Source organism: Mesorhizobium sp. M7A.F.Ca.MR.176.00.0.0, from assembly GCF_004023165.1.
GTDB lineage: Bacteria > Pseudomonadota > Alphaproteobacteria > Rhizobiales > Rhizobiaceae > Mesorhizobium.
In genome coordinates, this window is sequence record NZ_RZTC01000050.1 from 27172 (window position 1) to 45562 (window position 18391).

At 62.2% G+C, this 18391-nt stretch carries 17 protein-coding genes; 6 read left to right on the forward strand and 11 right to left on the reverse strand.

The genetic code is table 11. The features are described from left to right. Nucleotides 1-98: 98 nt before the first annotated feature. Nucleotides 99-725 (reverse strand): LysE family translocator, encoded by a 627-nt coding sequence (locus EOB59_RS18045; protein WP_127269948.1) that lies wholly within the window; start codon nucleotides 723-725, stop codon nucleotides 99-101. Then, nucleotides 722-2845 carry a S9 family peptidase gene (locus EOB59_RS18050; protein ID WP_128288924.1) on the reverse strand — a complete coding sequence of 708 codons (2124 nt, stop codon included), beginning with the start codon at nucleotides 2843-2845 and terminating at the stop codon, nucleotides 722-724. The genes EOB59_RS18045 and EOB59_RS18050 overlap by 4 nt, the downstream gene beginning before the upstream one ends. Before the next feature lie 163 nt (nucleotides 2846-3008). Between EOB59_RS18050 and EOB59_RS18055 the strand changes: the two genes are divergently transcribed. Both EOB59_RS18055 and EOB59_RS18060 read left to right on the forward strand, forming a co-directional pair. Further along, nucleotides 3009-3377, forward strand: a complete 369-nt coding sequence (locus EOB59_RS18055) for an SH3 domain-containing protein (protein ID WP_128288928.1) — start codon at nucleotides 3009-3011, stop codon at nucleotides 3375-3377. A gap of 443 nt (nucleotides 3378-3820) precedes the next feature. Beyond that, entirely contained in the window at nucleotides 3821-4246 is a 426-nt protein-coding gene (locus EOB59_RS18060; RefSeq protein ID WP_013532660.1) for a MucR family transcriptional regulator, read from the forward strand. Between the two features lie 167 nt (nucleotides 4247-4413). Here EOB59_RS18060 and EOB59_RS18065 read toward each other — a convergent pair whose 3' ends face one another. Both EOB59_RS18065 and EOB59_RS18070 read right to left on the reverse strand, forming a co-directional pair. Beyond that, nucleotides 4414-4842 (reverse strand): SufE family protein, encoded by a 429-nt coding sequence (locus EOB59_RS18065; RefSeq protein ID WP_127292519.1) that lies wholly within the window; start codon nucleotides 4840-4842, stop codon nucleotides 4414-4416. Between the two features lie 101 nt (nucleotides 4843-4943). Next, nucleotides 4944-5297, reverse strand: coding sequence for a DUF5330 domain-containing protein (locus EOB59_RS18070; RefSeq protein WP_027035810.1), 354 nt, complete (start codon nucleotides 5295-5297; stop codon nucleotides 4944-4946). Between the two features lie 536 nt (nucleotides 5298-5833). On the opposite strand from EOB59_RS18070, the gene EOB59_RS18075 reads away from it, so the two are divergent. From EOB59_RS18075 to EOB59_RS18085, 3 genes are all read left to right on the forward strand, one after another. Further along, nucleotides 5834-7564 (forward strand): PAS domain-containing sensor histidine kinase, encoded by a 1731-nt coding sequence (locus tag EOB59_RS18075; protein WP_127810933.1) that lies wholly within the window; start codon nucleotides 5834-5836, stop codon nucleotides 7562-7564. Beyond that, nucleotides 7539-8336, forward strand: a complete 798-nt coding sequence (locus EOB59_RS18080; RefSeq protein ID WP_127268164.1) for a peptidoglycan-binding protein — start codon at nucleotides 7539-7541, stop codon at nucleotides 8334-8336. The genes EOB59_RS18075 and EOB59_RS18080 overlap by 26 nt, the downstream gene beginning before the upstream one ends. 69 nt (nucleotides 8337-8405) lie before the next feature. Continuing rightward, on the forward strand, nucleotides 8406-8753 hold the full coding sequence (locus EOB59_RS18085; protein ID WP_127810932.1) for a DUF1491 family protein: 348 nt from the start codon (nucleotides 8406-8408) through the stop codon (nucleotides 8751-8753). Here EOB59_RS18085 and EOB59_RS18090 read toward each other — a convergent pair. Further along, nucleotides 8731-9768, reverse strand: coding sequence for a hypothetical protein (locus EOB59_RS18090; protein WP_128288925.1), 1038 nt, complete (start codon nucleotides 9766-9768; stop codon nucleotides 8731-8733). The genes EOB59_RS18085 and EOB59_RS18090 overlap by 23 nt on opposite strands. A gap of 188 nt (nucleotides 9769-9956) precedes the next feature. Here EOB59_RS18090 and EOB59_RS18095 point away from each other — a divergent pair, with 188 nt between their 5' ends. Beyond that, nucleotides 9957-10145 (forward strand): hypothetical protein, encoded by a 189-nt coding sequence (locus EOB59_RS18095; protein ID WP_127272037.1) that lies wholly within the window; start codon nucleotides 9957-9959, stop codon nucleotides 10143-10145. Nucleotides 10146-10285: 140 nt separating this feature from the next. Here EOB59_RS18095 and EOB59_RS18100 read toward each other — a convergent pair whose 3' ends face one another. The 6 genes from EOB59_RS18100 to EOB59_RS18125 form a co-directional block, all read right to left on the reverse strand. Continuing rightward, nucleotides 10286-10855: a DUF1254 domain-containing protein gene (locus EOB59_RS18100; protein WP_127271883.1), complete on the reverse strand. Its 570-nt coding sequence runs from the start codon at nucleotides 10853-10855 to the stop codon at nucleotides 10286-10288. Continuing rightward, nucleotides 10848-11432 carry a DUF1214 domain-containing protein gene (locus EOB59_RS18105; RefSeq protein WP_127321659.1) on the reverse strand — a complete coding sequence of 195 codons (585 nt, stop codon included), beginning with the start codon at nucleotides 11430-11432 and terminating at the stop codon, nucleotides 10848-10850. Before EOB59_RS18105 ends, EOB59_RS18100 begins: the two co-directional genes overlap by 8 nt. A 205-nt stretch (nucleotides 11433-11637) precedes the next feature. Then, nucleotides 11638-13791, reverse strand: coding sequence for a penicillin-binding protein 1A (locus EOB59_RS18110; protein WP_127810930.1), 2154 nt, complete (start codon nucleotides 13789-13791; stop codon nucleotides 11638-11640). A 230-nt stretch (nucleotides 13792-14021) separates the two neighbouring features. Then, nucleotides 14022-15461, reverse strand: coding sequence for an FAD-binding oxidoreductase (locus EOB59_RS18115; protein WP_127810929.1), 1440 nt, complete (start codon nucleotides 15459-15461; stop codon nucleotides 14022-14024). A 239-nt stretch (nucleotides 15462-15700) separates the two neighbouring features. Continuing rightward, entirely contained in the window at nucleotides 15701-16633 is a 933-nt protein-coding gene (locus EOB59_RS18120; protein WP_127267591.1) for a dimethylarginine dimethylaminohydrolase family protein, read from the reverse strand. Continuing rightward, a complete protein-coding gene (locus EOB59_RS18125) occupies nucleotides 16620-18248 on the reverse strand; it encodes an amidohydrolase (RefSeq protein ID WP_127810928.1) in 1629 nt (542 codons plus the stop codon). Before EOB59_RS18125 ends, EOB59_RS18120 begins: the two co-directional genes overlap by 14 nt. Nucleotides 18249-18391 lie beyond the last annotated feature (143 nt).

Genomic DNA, 18391 nt, shown 5'->3' on the forward strand with positions numbered 1-18391 from the left:
GCGCGGTCATCGCAATTGCGAGTGAAAATGAGCAACGGGAACCTAAAAAGCCCTGATCACGCAGCCTCTTCGGAAGGCGCGTCGATCATCGTCTGGAGTCAGCGTTGCTGCAGCGCCAGACGGACGCCCAAAGCGCAGTAGATGCCGCCGACAACTTTGCCCTGCCATCGTAACACCGACGGATTTCGGCGCAGGAACGTGCCGAGCCGGCCAGCGCTCACGGCAAAGACGACCGTGCTGAAAAGGCCCAGTACGACGAAGATGGCCCCCAACACGGTCATCTGAAGCATCACCGTCCCGTTTTCAGGCCGCACGAACTGAGGCAGGAAGGCAAGGAAGAACAGAGCGGTCTTGGGGTTGAGCACTTCGGTCAGGACAGCCTGTCGAAACGCCTTCCCGGCAGAGATCGCAAGCGCGCCGGCAGCCGGGCCGCCTGGTGTTTTCTCCATGATCGCGCGAATGCCGAGATAAACCAGGTAGGCCGCGCCGATGTACTTTATGACGCTGAACAGCGTCGCCGATGCGGCGATGATCGCCGATATGCCGATCATGGCCATGACGGTGTGAAAGATGTCGCCGACAGCGATCCCGGCGCCGGTCGCGATGCCAACCTTGGTTCCGGAACTCGTTGCCCGCGCTATGGTAAGGAGCGTGGCCGGGCCGGGGATGAAGACGAAGCCGAGCACAACCGCGACATAAGCAATCAGTGTAGCGAGATCGATCATCGGTCGATTTCTCCCGTAGGCTGCGCCTTACCCATCACCTTCAGCGCGAAGGAATAGGTGTAGGCGATCTCCTCCAGCCGCGAAAACCGGCCGGAGGCACCGGCATGGCCGGAATCCATGTTGATCTTGAACAGGACCGGATTGTCCCCGCTCTTGCGGTCGCGCAGCCGGGCCACCCATTTGGCCGGTTCCCAATAGGTGACGCGCGGATCGGTGAGACCGGCCAGCGCCAGGATCGGCGGATAGTCGTGATCAGCGACATTGTCATAGGGCGAGTAGGCGGCAATGGTCCGGTAGTCGTCGGCGGACGCGATCGGGTTGCCCCATTCGGGCCATTCCGGCGGCGTCAGCGGCAGGGTCGCATCGAGCATGGTGGTGAGGACATCGACGAAGGGAACCTCGGCGACGATGCCGCCAAACCAATCCGGCGCCATGTTGGCGACGGCACCCATCAGCATGCCGCCGGCCGAACCGCCCTGGGCGACGATACGGTCATGCGCCGTGTAACGCTCCGTCACCAGATGGCGCGCGACGGCGATGAAATCGGTGAACGTGTTCATCTTGTGCTCCCGCTTGCCGTCATCGTACCAGCCATAGCCCTTGTCCTTGCCGCCGCGAACGTGGGCGATGGCGAAGACGAAGCCACGGTCGACCAGCGAGAACCAGTTGGTGTTGAAGGCGGCGGGCACGGTGATGCCATAGGAGCCGTAGCCGTAAAGCAGGCAAGGTGCGGATCCGTCCAGCGGCGTGTCGCGATGGTGCAAAAGCGAGATCGGCACCAGTTCGCCATCGCTGGCCGGCGCCATCAGCCGCCGCGTGACATAGTGGTCCGCATCATGGCCGGACGGCACTTCCTGGGTCTTCAGCAATACCCGCTCGCGGGTGCGCATATTGTAGTCGAACACCTGGGCCGGCGTCGTCATCGACGAGTAGGAAAAGCGCATGATCTCGGTGTCGTACTCATAGGAACCCGACAGGCCGAGCGAGAAGGCCTCCTCGTCGAGGGACAGAAGATGCTCCTCGCCGCTGGTGCGGTCGCGCACCACAATGCGCGGCAGGCCTTCCTTGCGTTCGAGCCGAACCATGTGGTCCCTGAAGCCGATCACCGACAGGATCAGCCGGCCGGGCTCGTGCGGCACCAGTTCCTGCCAGTTGGCGCGCACGGGATCGCCCGCTGGTGCCGTCATGATCTTGAAGTCCTTGGCGCCGTCGGCATTGGTCAGGATGAAGAAGATATCGCCGCCTTCTTCCAACTCGTACTGAAGGCCAATCTCGCGCTGCGACACCAGTTTCGGTTCGGCAAACGGATCGTCGGCGCGCATCAGGCGGTATTCCGAGGTCTCGTGATCGTTGATGCCGATCATGATCCACTCGTTGTTGCGGGTGCCGTCGACATTCATGAAGAAGCCGGGATCGGTTTCCTCATAGATCAGCCGGTCGCTTTGCGGGCTGTCGCCAAGCGCATGGAACAGCACCTTCGACGGGCGGTGGTTGGGATCGAGACGTGTATAGAAGAAGCCGTCATTGCCGGCGTTCCAGACACCTGAACCGCCGGTGTCGGGGATCTGGTCCGCAAGTTCCCTGCCGTCGGCAAGGTCACGCACGCGAAGCGTGTAGAATTCGGAGCCCTTGTCGTCGAATGCCCACAGCAGCCTTGCGTGGTCGGCCGAATGGTCGACGCCGCCAAGACGGAAATAGGCCTTGCCCGCGGCCTCCGCGTCACCATCGAGCAGGATATGCTCGGCACCGCCGTCTCGCGGCATGCGGAAATAGCGCGGCTGCTCGCCACCAAGTTTGAAGGACGAGCCATAGGCATAGGGCCCATCCTTCATCGGCACGGAAGAATCGTCTTCCTTGATACGGCCCTTCATCTCCTTGAAAAGCTGCTTTTGCAGTTCGACCGTGTCGGCCATCAGCTTTGACTGGTAGGCATTCTCCGCCTCGAGTTCTGCGCGGATCCCGGTATCGAGCAATGACGGGTCGCGAAACATTTCCTGCCAGTTGTCGGCCCGCAGCCAGGCATAGTCGTCGGTTCGCGTGATGCCATGATGCGTGTCGGAAACCGGCCGCTTCTCGGGCGTTGGCGGGCTGACGATCGGAAATATGGATGTCTTGGTCATTGCGTCTCGCTTTGCCAGTATCTTCAATGGGCCAGTATCTTGAATGGACCATCTCGAATGGAGAATATCTTGAACGGCGAATGAACACGCCGATCAGGGCAGGTTCAAGAGCCGGAGCGTATGGATTGTGTCGGCTCCAGGAGATGAGCCGGGAGGAGAGATGATGACTATTTGGTCTCGGACTGCTGCGGCTTTCGCCGTTGCTTCACTAACTCTGGCCTTTGCCGGCCAGTCTCATGCGACCGTATTCGCGGCTTGGCAAGTGGCCAATGTGCCGTTCGGCGACACGCTCAATGTGCGCAAATACCCTTCGGGCGCATCCCAGAAGCAGGCGGCATATCCGAACGGGACCGTTCTGCAGATGACCGGGCGATGCACCGGCGGAATAAACCTGCTCGACATCGCCAACCAGCCGGCATGGAAGGAGGAACAAAAGATTCGTTTTCGCTGGTGCGAAGTCTGGCATGATCCGGCCCAGAACGGCAAATTCGTCACCGGCTGGGCGTATGGCAAATACATCACGCCGCATTGATTGATCCGGCAGCAATCAGCCGATCCGCCGGATGACAGGCATGTCGCCTGATTGCTTGCGTATGACCACGGCAACCTGTGGTTTTGTGGACAAATATGAACAACCAATATTGCCCGACGATAGCCAAGCAAAATCAAACATTAAAACCCATTCCGTGAGATGCCGCGAATGTAACGGCGAGCTGACGTTGCGTCAGCCGTTGCCGACGAGCGCGCGAAATATCGATAAATTACACAATGCACGAAAGATTGAAGCTGATCGCGGAATAATTGATCAATATCGTTCAATATAGCGTAAGGGCCGAATTGACTTACTTGGTCTGGGCGCTCATTGATGTGCCCGCGACACGAATCGTAGAAACTCTACCTGCACAAAATTCGTGCGATGCCCTGCTTGTAAAAAAGGGCGCAGATCGATGTAACTCTTGTTGGGGCCCGAAGACCATGGATATTGTCGAAACACCTTCCAGAAACAGCGATGCGCTGATCGAATTGACCGCCGATGTGGTGGCCGCCTATGTCAGTAACAATCCCGTGCCGGTCGGCGAATTGCCGAACCTGATATCCGATGTCCATGCTGCGCTCGGGCGTGTGGGCGGAACCGCCGAACAGCCGCCTGCCGACAAGCAGAAGCCGGCGGTCAACCCGAAGCGGTCGGTTCATGACGACTACATCGTCTGCCTTGAAGACGGCAAGAAATTCAAGTCGCTGAAGCGCCATTTGATGACCCACTATGACCTGACACCGGACCAGTATCGCGAAAAGTGGAACCTTGACCCGACCTATCCGATGGTTGCACCCAACTATGCGGCTGCCCGGTCACAGCTTGCCAAGAAGATGGGCCTCGGCCGCAAGCGCAAAGCGCGGTAATCGCTGCCAGAGCAATTCAAGGAAAAGTGAAACGGTTTTCCCGGGAAAGCGCATAGAGCTCTCCCTTGGGGATTGCGTCAAAATAAGCCAGATCGGATCGACATCAACGGCGCCTTTGGGCGCCGTTTGATTTTTGCGCCGCGAGGCGCGGATCCGGTATGGAGGTGTCAGGCGGTCTGCTTGAGCGCTGCCTCGGCGTCGCGCTTGATACGCTTGACCATCGAGCGAAGGCCGTTGGCGCGCTGCGGCGACAGATGTTCGTCGAGGCCGAGTTCTTTCAATGTCGCTTCCGCATCGGTCTGCTGGATTTCGCTGGCGGTCCTGCCGGAAAACAGCGCCAGCATGATCGCGACCAGCCCACGCACGATATGAGCATCCGAATCGCCGGTGAAGGTGATGACTGGGTCGGCTCCAGCCCCGCGTTCGGTGGTCAACCAGACCTGGCTGACGCATCCCGGCACCTTGTTGGCGGCGCTGCGCTGCTCGTCGGGAAATGGCGGCAGCGCCTCGCCGAGTTCGATGACATAGCGATAGCGGTCTTCCCATTCCTCGAGGAACGAAAAATCGTCGCGGATCGTCTGGATCGTCGTGGTCATAATGCCGGATATAGTCACGCGGCGGCGCCGCGTCACGGAAAAAACAAGGACACCGCGGGCGTCGAGAGGGCAGACAGCCCGCGGTGCGCCGTCGAAACGGCTTAATTCTGAGGCGGCAGGTTGACGGTCTCGGGCAAGACGATTTCTTCGGGCAGGCTGCCAGTCATCGTCGACGTGTCGGGGCCGGCGGCGGACTTGTCGTCCATCATCGCTGCCGCGATCTTGGCGGTCTCCTTGGCGCGGGCGGTGATGGTGTGCATCGCCGACTTGCCAGTCTCGCAGACATCGGGTTTGCGTTCGCAAATGCCGGCGATATCGCCAACCGCTTCGCGTGCCGCAAACAAGGCCTGGATCGGCCCGACGCTTTCGCGGCCCGATTCATCGGGGCCGACAGCCAGCGGCAGCGCCAGCAGTACCAGCGAAAACCAGAAAGCCATTCTTATGAGGAAGACCATGCCCTTGCCCTCTCGTCGTGACCGGATCATGCATCCATATGGCATGACCTCTTTTGTAGGCAGGATCTTGGCACACAGGCGCAAAGGACGGCTTGCGGGCAAAGAGAGAATTTTCCTCAAATTTTAGGCAAATTCGAAACGAAGCGTTCTGCAATCGATTTGTCTCAATTGCCAGTGATTTTCCTTAACAACAAATAACCATACATCCCCATGATTTTCCTGTATTTTTCTTGGAATGTGCAAGTCCGGGTGCCGTGTGCGCCTGTCCGATAGGTGCCGTCGCCGGATAACTCTCCGTTTACTATGGCTGCATTTGCCCGTGCTTTCGGCGGCCGGCATCCCGATATTTGCCGCAGGCCAGGGCCTTGGTCGGCCTTGCCTTATCCATTCCTTAAACGCTGGATGCCAGTTTCAAAGCCAACCAGAACCATCTGCAAAGCAGAGCTGTCCACGACAAGTGCGAGTGCGTTGAGTTGAGTTCAATCAAGGCCAGATACGTTGAATTGCCTGGCGCGATTTCTGCCGGTTGCGAACGTATGGTCCATCCGTCCATCCTTGGGCGGAGCGACCGCGAGCGCCAGCGCCGTTTCATCGGCGTCATGCTCGCCGCTCCTTTCTTTGCCGCCGGCGCCGCGGTCACCCTGGTCACTTCAGGCATGGGCGTTGCCGTCACCATGGCCGCCATCTTCGCCGCCTTTGGCCTGTGCTGGTTCGTCGCCTTGCTGGTGGCGGCGACCGGCAAGATGGCGATGGCGAGTGGGCTCGCCCTGATGCTGGCCGGCATTTCTCTCGGCAGTCTCATTGCCGCCGCGGGCGGGCTGAGTTCGCCTGTCGCCATGCTTGTCCTGGCGCTGCCTTTCGAAGCCTGGTGGATCGGCGGCTCGCGACGTGCAGCACTGTGGGGAGCCGTGTCGGCCGCTGTCGCCATCCTGGCTCAGCCTTTGGCTGGAACCGTATTTCCGTTCGCAGGAGCGCAGATCGCGGCGTGGCACTGGCTGGTGCCGTTGGCGTGGGCGCTTACGCTGATGCCGCGTGCATCGGCGTTTCAAAACACGGCCGACGCGGCTGTGGTCGACACTGCCGACCGGCTCGAAGAAATCATCGATGCGGTGGTCTTGCGGGTCGCCCGCCATGGCGAGGTCTTGGACGCGTCGCCGAAAGCGCGCACGCTTTTGAAACTGCCGCCCGAACTGCTGTCTGGAAACGGCCTCTTCGATCGCGTCCATCTGTCGGATCGCGTTTCCTATCTCAGCGCAATGGCCGACATGCGCGACGGTGCGCTGTCGCGCCGGCTCGAATTGCGCATCCGCCTGCCTCAGAACGGCAATAGCCTGACGGCCGACAATTACCGCCCGTTCTCGCTTGATCTGGTGCGCGGTGAGGAACAGGGTGACGTCTTTACGCTCGTCCTGCGCGAGAATGACGAGATCGCCCGGTTGCGCGAGGATCTCGCGGCGGCCAATGAGGCGGCCGCATCCGCCGAAGTGGCGAAGGGCCGCTTCCTGGCGGTGGTCAGCCACGAACTGCGCACGCCGTTGAATGCCATCATCGGCTTCTCGGATATGCTGCTGCATGAGATGTTCGGCGGCTTCAAGGATCCGCGCCAGAAGGAATATGTCGGCCTGGTGAGGGATTCGGGCCAGCATCTGCTCGCCGTCGTAACCTCGATACTCGACGTGTCCAGGATTGAATCGGGCGTTTATGCGACCGAGCCGGAGCCGTTCCGGTTCGCGGAAGCGGTCGACATGTGCCAGTCGATGATGCAGTTGCAGGCGCAGGCCAAGAACATCGATCTGCGGGCGCAGATCGCGCCGGACGCCGGCGACATCAATGCCGACCAGCGCGCGGTGCAGCAGATGCTGATCAACCTGGTCTCCAATGCGATCAAGTTCACCCCCGACGGCGGCGACGTCGTCGTCGGTGCCAAGCGGATCGGTTCGCGCCTGCATTTCTGGGTCAGGGATACCGGCATCGGCATCGCCGAGGAGGATTTCGCCAATCTCGGCAAGCCCTTCATGCAGATCCAGAACGACTATACCCGCCGTTTCGAGGGGACTGGTCTTGGCCTTTCACTGGTCAAGGGCCTTGTGGCGCTGCACGAAGGCACGATGTCCATCGAAAGCATGCCGGGCGAGGGCACCACGGTGACCATCAGCCTGCCGGTGAACGGACCGAAGGGACATCAGGCGGAGAAGGCCGGCGTGCTGACCATGCCTGTAGCGATGGCGAAAGGGGACAGAAATGGCTCGCTCCGCAAAACAGGCTAAGGCGGTCAAGCGCCGCAGCAACGCCTTTCAGGACGGCGCTGTCGCCGTCGGCGGAATGATCTCGCGCAACCCTGTCCTGGTGGGCGGCTCGACGGCATTCCTGGTGACGCTGTTCTACGTCTCTGCGAATGCCTTGTGGTACCAGCCTTTCCCGCATGCCGGCGCATTCTTCGCGACCCGCAGCATTGCGGGCTTTCCGCACGCGGCGCCCGACGAGCCGGAAACGACGTTCAACATCGTGCGGCCATCCGGCGCGCCGGCACCGATCAAGGGCGATCCGGTTGTCGAGCAGGTGCAAGGCATATTGAAGGATCTTGATTTCTATTCGGGAACGGTCGACGGCATTTCCGGACCCAACACCCGCAAGGCTATCCAGGACTATCAGCAGAAGGTCGGGCTCAACGCGTCCGGCGAGATCGATGCGCTTCTGCTCGATCAACTGGGCGCGACGCCGAAAACCGCTTCCGTCGTACCCAGGCCGCAGCCGCGCCCGGATATGCCGGCCGCCGTTCCGGTGTCTTTGCAGACAGGTTCAGGACAGACAAATTCCGGGCAGGCGGATGCCGAGACGCAAGCGCCCGATGCCCGCATCGTCAAGATCCAGGCCGGGCTCAAGGCGTTCGGCAATGACGACATGCAGCTGGATGGTGTCGTCGGCGCGCGCACCAAGGCGGCGATCAAGGAATTCCAGTCGCTGTTCGGGCTGCCGCAGACCGGCGAGCCCGATGAGATCGTCTACGTCAAGATGCGCGAGATCGGCCTGACCAACTGACGGCTGAAACGACGGCTCGCCCAGCGGCGGAAATATCGATAGAGAACCGGCAGTTTCGGGAGCTCTCTCATGCGCGTCACATCGGATCTGTGGGTCTCGGCCCTGTTGCGCCGGGTTTTCAGCGCCGGTGGATTTGCCGCCGTGGTCAAGCGCGGCGCGACCGAGGCCGGCGCTGTGTTCGTGCTGGCGCGGGGCAGGCTGGGTGAGGTTGCCCTGTTCGGGCCGGCGCCGCAGACAAGCTATGATTCGGCCAAGCCCGACGACCGGTTTTTCACTCTGCTCGGAGCAGGCGACGATGCCGTGGTGCTCGACGCCAGGCTGGAAAGGGAGAAAAAATTCGATCCCGACATCTGGGTGGTCGAGATCGAGGCCGGCACCGTGCCCGTCGAGGAGCTTATTTCCGTGAAGACGCCCTGAGGCCGGACGAAGCCGCCGCATCGTCGCTGTTCAAGGCGGTGCGTGTATCGCCGTTGGCAGGTGCTGCGCCGCGAACCACCCTTGAAAGGGTTTCCGCTCTCCACGACCGCATCTTGTCCTGGGCCGCTTCACGATGCAGCAGCCGGTAACGGTCGAGGAAGGTGCGGATAGCCTGCGGATGCGGGAACTGGCCGGGATAGACGGCAACCGTGATCAGGAAGGCCCTGTCTTCGCTGAGGTCGAGCGAGCGCAAGGCGGCAAGCAGCGAGGCATAATTCTGGTTGGCGGTGAGCGATCGCGCGATCTCGAAATCGATGTCGAGTGCATCGGCGAGCGCGGTCTGGAAGAACGCGGCGTTTCCCGTCAGCGCTGTCTCGCGCAATTTCACATAGGTGTCGGCGCCCTTGAAAGGATCGGCGTTCGTCGCTGCCGCCTCGTCGCCCGTGCGCATCATCGAGCGCAGCCTGCGCCGTGCATTCTCAGCCGCGATGCCGAGTGCCTGTTCCCGGGCGGGCTCGTCAGAGGCGGTTTCCGTGCTCGCTGGCGCGATCTTGTCTGCCGCGGCGGCATTCGCATCCGGTTGCGGCGCGCGCACCAGGGTTGGCCTCTCGAGGGCCCTGATCAGATCAGCGATGGTCGGGTTCAAACTCTTGCGGCGCGCGATGGCACGCGCATGCGGCAGGCCATGTCGCCCGATCAGCGCGATGAGATCGATGTCGCTGACGGCGCGTGAGCGGATGAGCAGCGGCGCGGCAATGTCGACCGGTTCCTCGCAAAGGCGGCGCACCAGGGCGGCGGGGGCGTATTCGCATTCGGAAAGGGCGGCTGCCACGTAACGGCGAGATTCGACGGACACGTCATTGAACAGCGGCAGCGTCAGGTCTTCGAGTTGACCGATCTCGCGGCGTGAAGGGCGAGTGAGCGAGCAGAATGCCGACACCGCGGCGCGGAACAGCCTTTCGGCCTTTCCCGAGTCTTTTCGCACCGCGATTTGCCTGAAGTCCGAAGATGACACGAAGGATACGCCCGTACTCGACACAACCTTGACGACGCTCGACCGGGACCGTGTCGGTTCCGAGAGTGCCAAGAACAAAGTTCAAGTTAGCGACGATCCGTTAGCGTTCCGTTAACCCTCTGCCGGCCTTAATGACATTTGGAGGCGTTGCGTTGTGCTCCGGGGAAACCGAGAGGAATGCGCGAACCATGGGCATGGTACTGTCTTTCGTGCCGCGTACGGCACCAAACACCAGAGTAAAGCAAACCGCCGAAATGCCGGCAGCGGTGATCATCTTTCCCGGCATCCGCTACGAGCGGCCGCATGCCGGCGAAGTGCGGCCGGTCGATCCCGACAAGCCGGGTTCGCCTGGACCAAAACCGGTCCCGCACCACTGAGTTTCGGCGGCCACGGACCTTTGGTCCGGGATCATGTCTAGTGCATGTCGCCCAAAAGTGACCTCGGTTTTGGGAGAACGACATGCATAAAAACAAAGATCCAAAGCGGGTCGCCTGAATCCGTTCAGACGCGACACGCTCTAGAAGTCCTGCAACTCGCAGGAACTCTGTTCGAAGAAGCGCGACACGATCGGCTTCCAGCTGCTGTCGGGCACGAAGGCGCGGATGACGAAGATGCCTTCCTCGATCGGCGCTTCGACGAAAATCGCTCCTTGAAGATCCTCTGGAAGATCCTTGCGCACGTCGATCATCTGCGCCGGCGTCAGCACGACGGCATCCAGAACGCCGCCGGTCGCTGTGTGGTCGTTGAAGGAATAGATGTTGTGGCCGCTGCGGTCATAGACCGACACCGACCAGAACGGGACATGCCCAGGTGCCTTGACGCGGACCATGCCTTCGCCCAGATCGAACCGGCAGGCCGTCGCGTAAAACAGCGGGTCGACGGATTTCACCACGGGCGCGCCACCGGCCTCGGCATCGAGCCGCGTCATCTTGTACAGATCCGACGCCATGGACAGCCGCGACCAGGCATCGCGTTCGGAAAACTCGGGCACCAGCAGCAGCACGGCGATGTGCACGATGCCGGCGCCGAGCAGACCGAGCAGGACGGCATGCAGAAGTCCGCGCATCGCAGCGTAAAAACTACGCATTGCAGCCGACCTTGACGATATGCGGCAGCGAGACGTCCGACAGGCCGGTGCTGCTGGCGATTGGCGTGTCGTAGAAGGTCAGCACGAAATACATCCTGCCGAAGCCGTCTGTCAGCAGCCAATTGCCCGGCATCGGGTGATGGCCGGCTGAAATGATCACCGAATTGTCGGGCTGGCGCACCACCCCGTAGGATTGCAGCGCCGCCAGCCGGGGTTTGCCGGTTTCGACCACGCCGAGCGACTGGTCGGCGGCATAAAGCGTCCAGAACCGTGCCGTCGGAAAATCACCCTCGATTGTGTAGGTGCATTCGCGCTTGAGCTCGGCGCCGGCCGCGTCTCGCTCGGCGACGAAGGACAGCCCCTCGGCGCGGCCGAGCGCAAGCACACCCTCGCGCGCCACGCGGGCCTTGGAATAGGGATCGGCGGCCGGTGTGCCGATATCGGGAAAGGCCGTCCATTGGCCGATCCTGATGGCGCCGACGCCATCCTGGATTTTCAGCGCATACCAGACGCTGCCGCCACCGCCGACGATGGCTATGGCAAGCGAAAGCAGCGTCAGGAAGGCAGTTTTGAGCATGAGGGGCCGGGAACACGAAGAGTTGCCGCTCGGGGATATCGCGGCGTGGGGCCTTGTGGCAAGCGGGCCGACGTAGAATTGCAGACGGCTCTCCCTTCTCCCCTTGCGGGAGAAGGTGGCCGAGCGAAGCTCGGTCGGATGAGGGGTGTTCCAGCTTGGCAATGGCGGTGATCCGGCCATCACCCCTCAACTGTCTCGGCGCCAATCACAGCGCCGATAGCGTCTCCGGCAGTTGCGGCGTACTGAGGACGGGCGCCGAATGGAACAGCGTGGTCATGTCCCGCAGCGTCTGGGTCGTGCGGCTGGACAGCACCGGCGGCCGTTCGGCGGCTGCATCGGCCGCCGCCTGATCGTCGCTCTTCTTCTGTGCTTCCTCGGCCTTGGCGGCGATCTCCTCATCGACGAAGGGCTTGTCGATGCCAGGGATCGGCTTGAGGTCGATGTTCTGGTGCGCGTAGACCATCAGTCGCTGCCACACCATCGCCGGCAGTGAGCCACCGGTCATGTTCTTGGTCGGCGTGAAGTCGTCATTGCCCATCCATACCGCCGCCGTGTAGTTGCCGGTGAAGCCGACAAACCAGGCGTCGCGGTAGGACTGCGTGGTGCCTGTCTTGCCGGCGACGACGATGTTGGGAAGTTGGGCTCGCCGCGCCGTACCCATCACCGGCACTGCCGCCAGCATGGTGTTCATCGATTTGAGCGCCTGCTCGGACAGCACCCGGTGGGGCGGCGGCGCGTCCTTGGCGAAATCATAGACCACCTCGCCGGTGCGGGTGACGAGTTGGCTGATGCCGTGCCGGGAGCCGACGAAGCCGTTGTCGGCGAACACGCTGTAGCCCGTCGCCTGGTCCATCACCGTCATGCTCGAGGTGCCGAGCACCATCGTCTTATGTGCTTCGATCGGCGATTCCACGCCCATCGCCTCGGCCATGGCCTTGATCGGGCCGATGCCGAGATGATCCTTGGCCAGCCGCACCGGCACGGTGTTGATCGACTTGGCCATTGCCATGATCAACGTGACGTTGCCGGCCGATCCGCCGTTGTAATTGTGCGGCGACCAGCTGCCCCAGCTGATCGGGCCGCCGGAAATGATGGAGTTGGGGGTGAAGCCGTGTTCCATCGCGGTTGCGTAGACATAGGGCTTGAATGACGAGCCGGTCTGGCGCAGCGCCTTGGTGGCGCGGTTGAACTGGCTGGCACCATAGTCGCGGCCGCCGACGATGGCGCGCACGGCGCCGTTGGTCTCGATGACGACGACGGCACCTTCGGTGACGTTGTACTCCTTGCCGAACTGGCGCAGGTGGAACTCCACCGATTCTTCCGCCGCCTTCTGGATGTTGGCATCGAAGGTGGTGTGGGCGAGAAGCGAGTGCTGGCCAGGTTTGGCGATCTTCTTGACCTCGTCGAATGCCCAGTCGAGGTAATAGTCAGGGCTTTTCTGTTCGCCGCGGTCGACGACATCGGCCGGATGCAGCCTGGCCTGCAGGACCTGGCCTTCGGTCATGAAGCCGGCATCGACAAGGTTGGACAGCACCACATTGGCGCGCGCGCGCGCCGCCGGCAGGTTGATGTGCGGCGCATATTTGGTCGGCGCCTTGAACAGGCCGGCCAGCATCGCCGCCTCGGCCAGGTTCAGGTCCTTGACGCTCTTGCCGAAATAGAAGTCGGCGGCAGCCTCGATGCCGAACGTGCCGCCGCCCATATAGGCGCGGTCGAGATAGAGCTGCAGGATCTCCTTCTTCGACAGATTGGCCTCGAGCCACAGCGACAGGAAGGCTTCCTTGATCTTGCGCTCCAGCGTGCGCTCATTGGTGAGGAACAGGTTCTTGGCCAACTGCTGGGTGATGCTCGAGCCGCCCTGGACGACGGAGTTCGCCCGCACATTCTCGAAGATCGCGCGCGAAAGGCCGAGCACATCGATGCCGTAGTGGTCGAAGAAGCGACGGTCCTCGGTGGCAAGCACCGCCTTGATGACGTGATCGGGCATCTCGTCGACCGGCACGGAATCGCGCTGGATGATGCCGCGCTGGCCGATCTCGTTGCCATAGCGGTCAAGGAAGGTGACGGCGAAGTCGCCCTGGGCGCGCCAGTCGCCAGCCGTGTCCTGGAAAGCCGGAATGGCCAGCGCCAGCATCACCACGATGCCGACGGCGCCGAGCGTGAAACCTTCGCTCAACAGTTCGATGATGCCACGGCGCCAGCCGTTGACGCGGAAGCGCCGCGAGAAGATCGTCGCCAATTCCCAGAACTGGCGCGCCTTGAAGCCGATCTCGTAGAGCGAGGAATCGATCCACGCATCGAGCGCCAGCAGCCGGGCGGCGATCGGACCTCTTCTTTTGCGCGGTTCGGGACTGGCCATTCGGAATCCGGCTAGCAATTGCACGACCTGAGAACCGCAAACCGGCAATTTCAGGGCGATGCATTCCGGGAGACTATTCCTCCATTTTTCCAGCGGTCACAAGGGCGGTGAAGACACAGTGGCGGGTTTGTTGCTGATGGGCCGGCCCGAGAATACAGCCCGGCGCCAACAGCATGTGCCCGCGCCTCCAGCGGAGGCGTGAACTTGTTATCACTGCAGCTCGGCGCGCCTCATGCGGCTCGCAAGCTTTCTTTCGGACGCAAATTCTGGTTCATGCGGAACAAGTTCAATGGGTCGTAGCGCTGCTTGATTTCCAGAAGCCGTCGATGATTGCCACCATAGGCCGCTTCGACCCGGTCGACCTCGTCCTCCGGCATGAAGTTCACATAGGCGGTGCCGGCGGCATAAGGTTTGGCCGCCTCGTAGATTGAACGAGCCCAGTCGGTGCAAGCCTTGTCCATCGTCGGTTCGCGCCAGCGGGCGTGAACGTTCATGACGAAATGTGAACTGCGCTGTGGGAACGCCGTTGCATCCGCCTTGACGCGACCTGCCGCGCCGCCGACATGGCCGATAAATATCTCGCATTCGGGCCCCGGCAGCTTGGCTATTGCCCCCCTGACGACCGCAGCCGCCTCCTCGGAAAACTCGGTGAAGTCATGGCTCTTCCAGTAGTTGCGGGCGCCGGGCGTGAGCAGTGGGTCGAATGCCTGCTGCCAGCCGGTGAACGGGCTGGGGCCCACGACATCGGCAATCGGCGTGCCGATGGCTCGAAGTTTTTGCGTCGCCTTTTCGCCTGCCTCGATGTCGCCGCAATAGCACATGGCCAGAACCAGAACCTCCTTGCCATGCCATTCCGCGGGCAGGAAGGGCAGCGGCGGCGCCTGCCGCATGACTACCCAGCAGGTCAACTCGTCAGGAGCGGTTTCGAGCGCCTTGCGATACTCCCGCAGCACCTTTTCGGCATCGGCGAAGGGATGGACGACAAGCCCTGCCAGCACTTGCGGTCCAAACTCATGGAGATGGAACTCGAATGCCGTGACGACGCCGAAATTGCCGCCGCCGCCGCGCAGCGCCCAGAATAAATCGGGATTTTCAGTCTTGCTGGCCCGGAGCAATTTGCCGTCGGCGGTGACCACATCGGCGGAGGCAAGATTGTCGATGGTCAGGCCGAATTTGCGGGTGATCCAGCCGAAGCCGCCACCCAGCGTCAGGCCGGATATGCCGGTGGTCGAGTTGATTCCGGTCGGCACCACCAGCCCGAAGGCCTGCGTTTCCTTGTCGACATCGGCAAGCGTCGCGCCAGGCCCGACCCATGCCCGCCGCGCAGCGACATCGACCCGCACCGACTTCATCAATGACAGATCAATCATCAGGCCACCATCGCAGACCGCACTTCCGGCAATGTTGTGGCCGCCGCCGCGCACGGAGACGAGAAGCCTGTTCTCCCTGGCGAAATTCACGGCACTGATGACATCGGAAGCGCCGACGCAGCACACGATCAGCCCGGGCAGCCGGTCGACCGTGGCATTCCAGACGGTCCGTGCTTCGTCGTACGCGGCATCGCCTTCGCTCAGCATTTTGCCGCGCAATTGTGCCGAAAACGCTTCCAGGGCTGCGGCGTCGATTGTCGTTTTTCCGCGTTCAAGCGTGGTGAGGCTCATGGTGTTCATGGTTTCCTCCCGATTTGCAGATGAGCTGTCCTCTCCCAAAAGACGTTTTTACTGTGCGCTTATATTAGCTATCGCGCAAGTTTCGCGTCGGCCAGCGTTGCGACTCGCCAGCGGGGCACATGGTGCCGCCAGCCGGCGATCTCAGCCGTTTTGCGCGCGCGACCTTGCACCCTCGGCCGCCAGGATGCCGATCATGCTGATGCGAATGTGAGCGAAGCAGCGTAGCGCTATCCCACTCCTCAGGCCGGTTCGCGCTTCAGCGCCTGCGCCATGCAGTGGATGCCGCCGCCGGTCTTCGAGATCTCGCTCATGTCGACGGCCGCGACCTCGAAGCCGCGCGCCTTGAGCTGACCGATCAGCGCCTGGCTGGAGGTCGGCGCGATCACCCGGTCCCTGCCCAGCGACATGAAGTTGCAGCCCAGCGCCATCGTATCCTGGAACGGCACGTCGATGATCTCGTGGCCCTTGCCCTTCAACCAGTCGACAATGCCGGGTTCGGTGCAGGCGAGGCAGACAGCGGTCAGTTTCTCGGCGATCGGCACCACCATCAGGTCGATATGAACATAATACTCGTCGATGAAGGCGATGCGGGTTTCCCAACCTTCCTTGTCGAACCATGCCTGCACCTGGCGGGCGCCTTCTTCCTGCGTACGCGCGCCGCCGCAGCCGATCAGCACGACGCCGTCCTCGATGACGTTGAAGTCGCCGCCCTCGAACGTGCCTGCCGTGACCATGTCGTAGATCGGGATGCCGAGCTTTTCATAGGTGCGGATCGCGGCATAGTTCTCGCCGCGCCGCCACCAGTTGGCCATGGCGGTGATGAAGGCGCCGTAGGGCGTCATGACGCTGGAATCGCGGGAATAGACCTGCATCGGCAGCTCAGGCGTCGGCTCGTGCCAGTGGATGTTGACGCCGAAATGCTCGTAGGCGGCGACCAGGTCCTTGTGCTGGGCCTGGGCGATCTGGACGTTGCAGGGCGCCTCGCGCAGGTGCTTTCGCGACAGCGAACTGGTCGACAGATGGCGCAGGAAATTGGGTGAGCCAAGCAGGACGTCGGTCAGCACGTCGGTCTCGTTTGCAAAACCCCAGGCGGTCAGCGGCTTGGTGCCGCCGGCGGGGTTGCGGCGCTGCAGCGAAAACGGCTCGGCCACAATGCGGTCATGAACGGTCATGGGATGCTCCTCGTGAGGTGGCTTGGGGTGTCTGATTGCTCGGTATCCACCAGTCGCGTCCACGCGGGGTGGTGACATATTCTGGCCATCGAAACCCGATCGGCGGGTCGTAGTCGCAAAGCGGCGCGATCCAGTTCGAACCGCCGATTCCGCCGCCGGTGCGGGCGACGAATTCATTCATCGCCGCATCGCGGGCGGTCTGGTCTTCCAGCAGGCGGAGCGCCGCCAGCGCGACCGTCTTGGACGCGCAGATGACCATCGGGTCGATCGTCGCCGAAATGCCGCCCAGCGCATTCATCACCCATGCCGGATAGGGGTAGCCGGTCTCCGAACGCAGCGCCGGGCGGGCGACATAGAACCGCGCTGTCGGCGTATGCCAGCTCATGTCGGTGTAATCGTCGGAGGTCGAATTGACTTGCGAGGGCGGCAGATCGCGGCGCAGGATCGCTTCCGCCGCCTGCGGCTCGATCAAGCGCTCGAGTTCTTCGATCAACGGCTCGTCGCTCGCCATGCGCCCGGCATTGACCTGTATTTCGCGGGCAACTGCTTTGGCGTCTTCGTCCCAGCGCGGCGGCCCAGCCGTCGACAGTGCTTCATAGGCGATCTCGGCCATGGCGTGGTTGGCAAGTCCCGGTCGTGACTTCGACACCCAATGCCGCTCATGGCGGCAGCCGCTCATGCTGGCAGCGGCCTCGGCATTGCGGTCGAGCACCGCGGTGACCTGCTCGGCCATGGCAAGCGTCGGCACGCGGATCATGTACTGGATCTCGGCCAGTCCCGCCGGCAAATTGTCGGCGGTCGCTTGCCCCGCCGTCAGGATCGCCTCGCTGATCGACCAGCCGCCCTGGTGCGGCAGCATGGAATCGCGCAGAGCCTTGGAGGCCATGTACATCATCATCAATGCGTCGTTGGCGCCGGGGGCGCGCGCCGCCGAATGTGCTTGCGGAATGGGTGCAGCACCCGCAGCCAGCGCCCAGCGCTCCGGTTGGTCGCAGATGAAGCGATAGATCATCGCGTAGGCCGCGCCGCAATGTGTGTCCCAGCGCGCCGTGTTGCAGAGCGGCAGCATGTAGAACGGGTGAAAGGAGATCATGCCGGCAAGGCCGTCATAATAGCCCTTGGCGGCATGGATCGGCTTTGACCCGCGCACCTTTTCCGCCGGCTCGCCGGTGAAGCGCAGCGTGCCTGATATGCCATGGCGCTGCATCGCCGCCTTGGTCGCCAGCAGCCCGCCGAGGCTCGAAATCCCGAGGCCGGAATGCGGGTCGGTGTGGCCGCCGGCCTGGTTGCCAAGTCCCCGGCGCGGACGCTCGACCGTAGCGGCATCCTGGCAATTGCCCGGCACCGCGTCGTATTCGGCGTACATGCCGATGGTCGGGCCGGGGCCGTTGGTCCAATGCGCGCAGAAGGCGGTCGGCATGCCGGCGGAGCCTTCTTCGACGGAAAAGCCTTCGAGTTTCAGCCGCTCGACATACCAGGCGGCTGATTGATACTCCCGCCACGCGGTCTCGCCGTAATCGAAGATGGTGCGTGTCCACGCGGACAACAACGGCTGGATGCCGTCGAGACAGGCAAGGGCGGTTGCTTGCGCCGAGGTGGCCACCGGTTTCTCCATGGCATGAGAAGAAAGCAGTGAAGCGGGTCGCTAAAAAGTGATATGTTTTCCCGGTTCGTGCAAATTCGGTTCACCTGAGGTTCCTTGCGTATACCATCGACACAAGCGCTGCGTGCGCTCGACAGCTTCGCCCGGCACGGCAG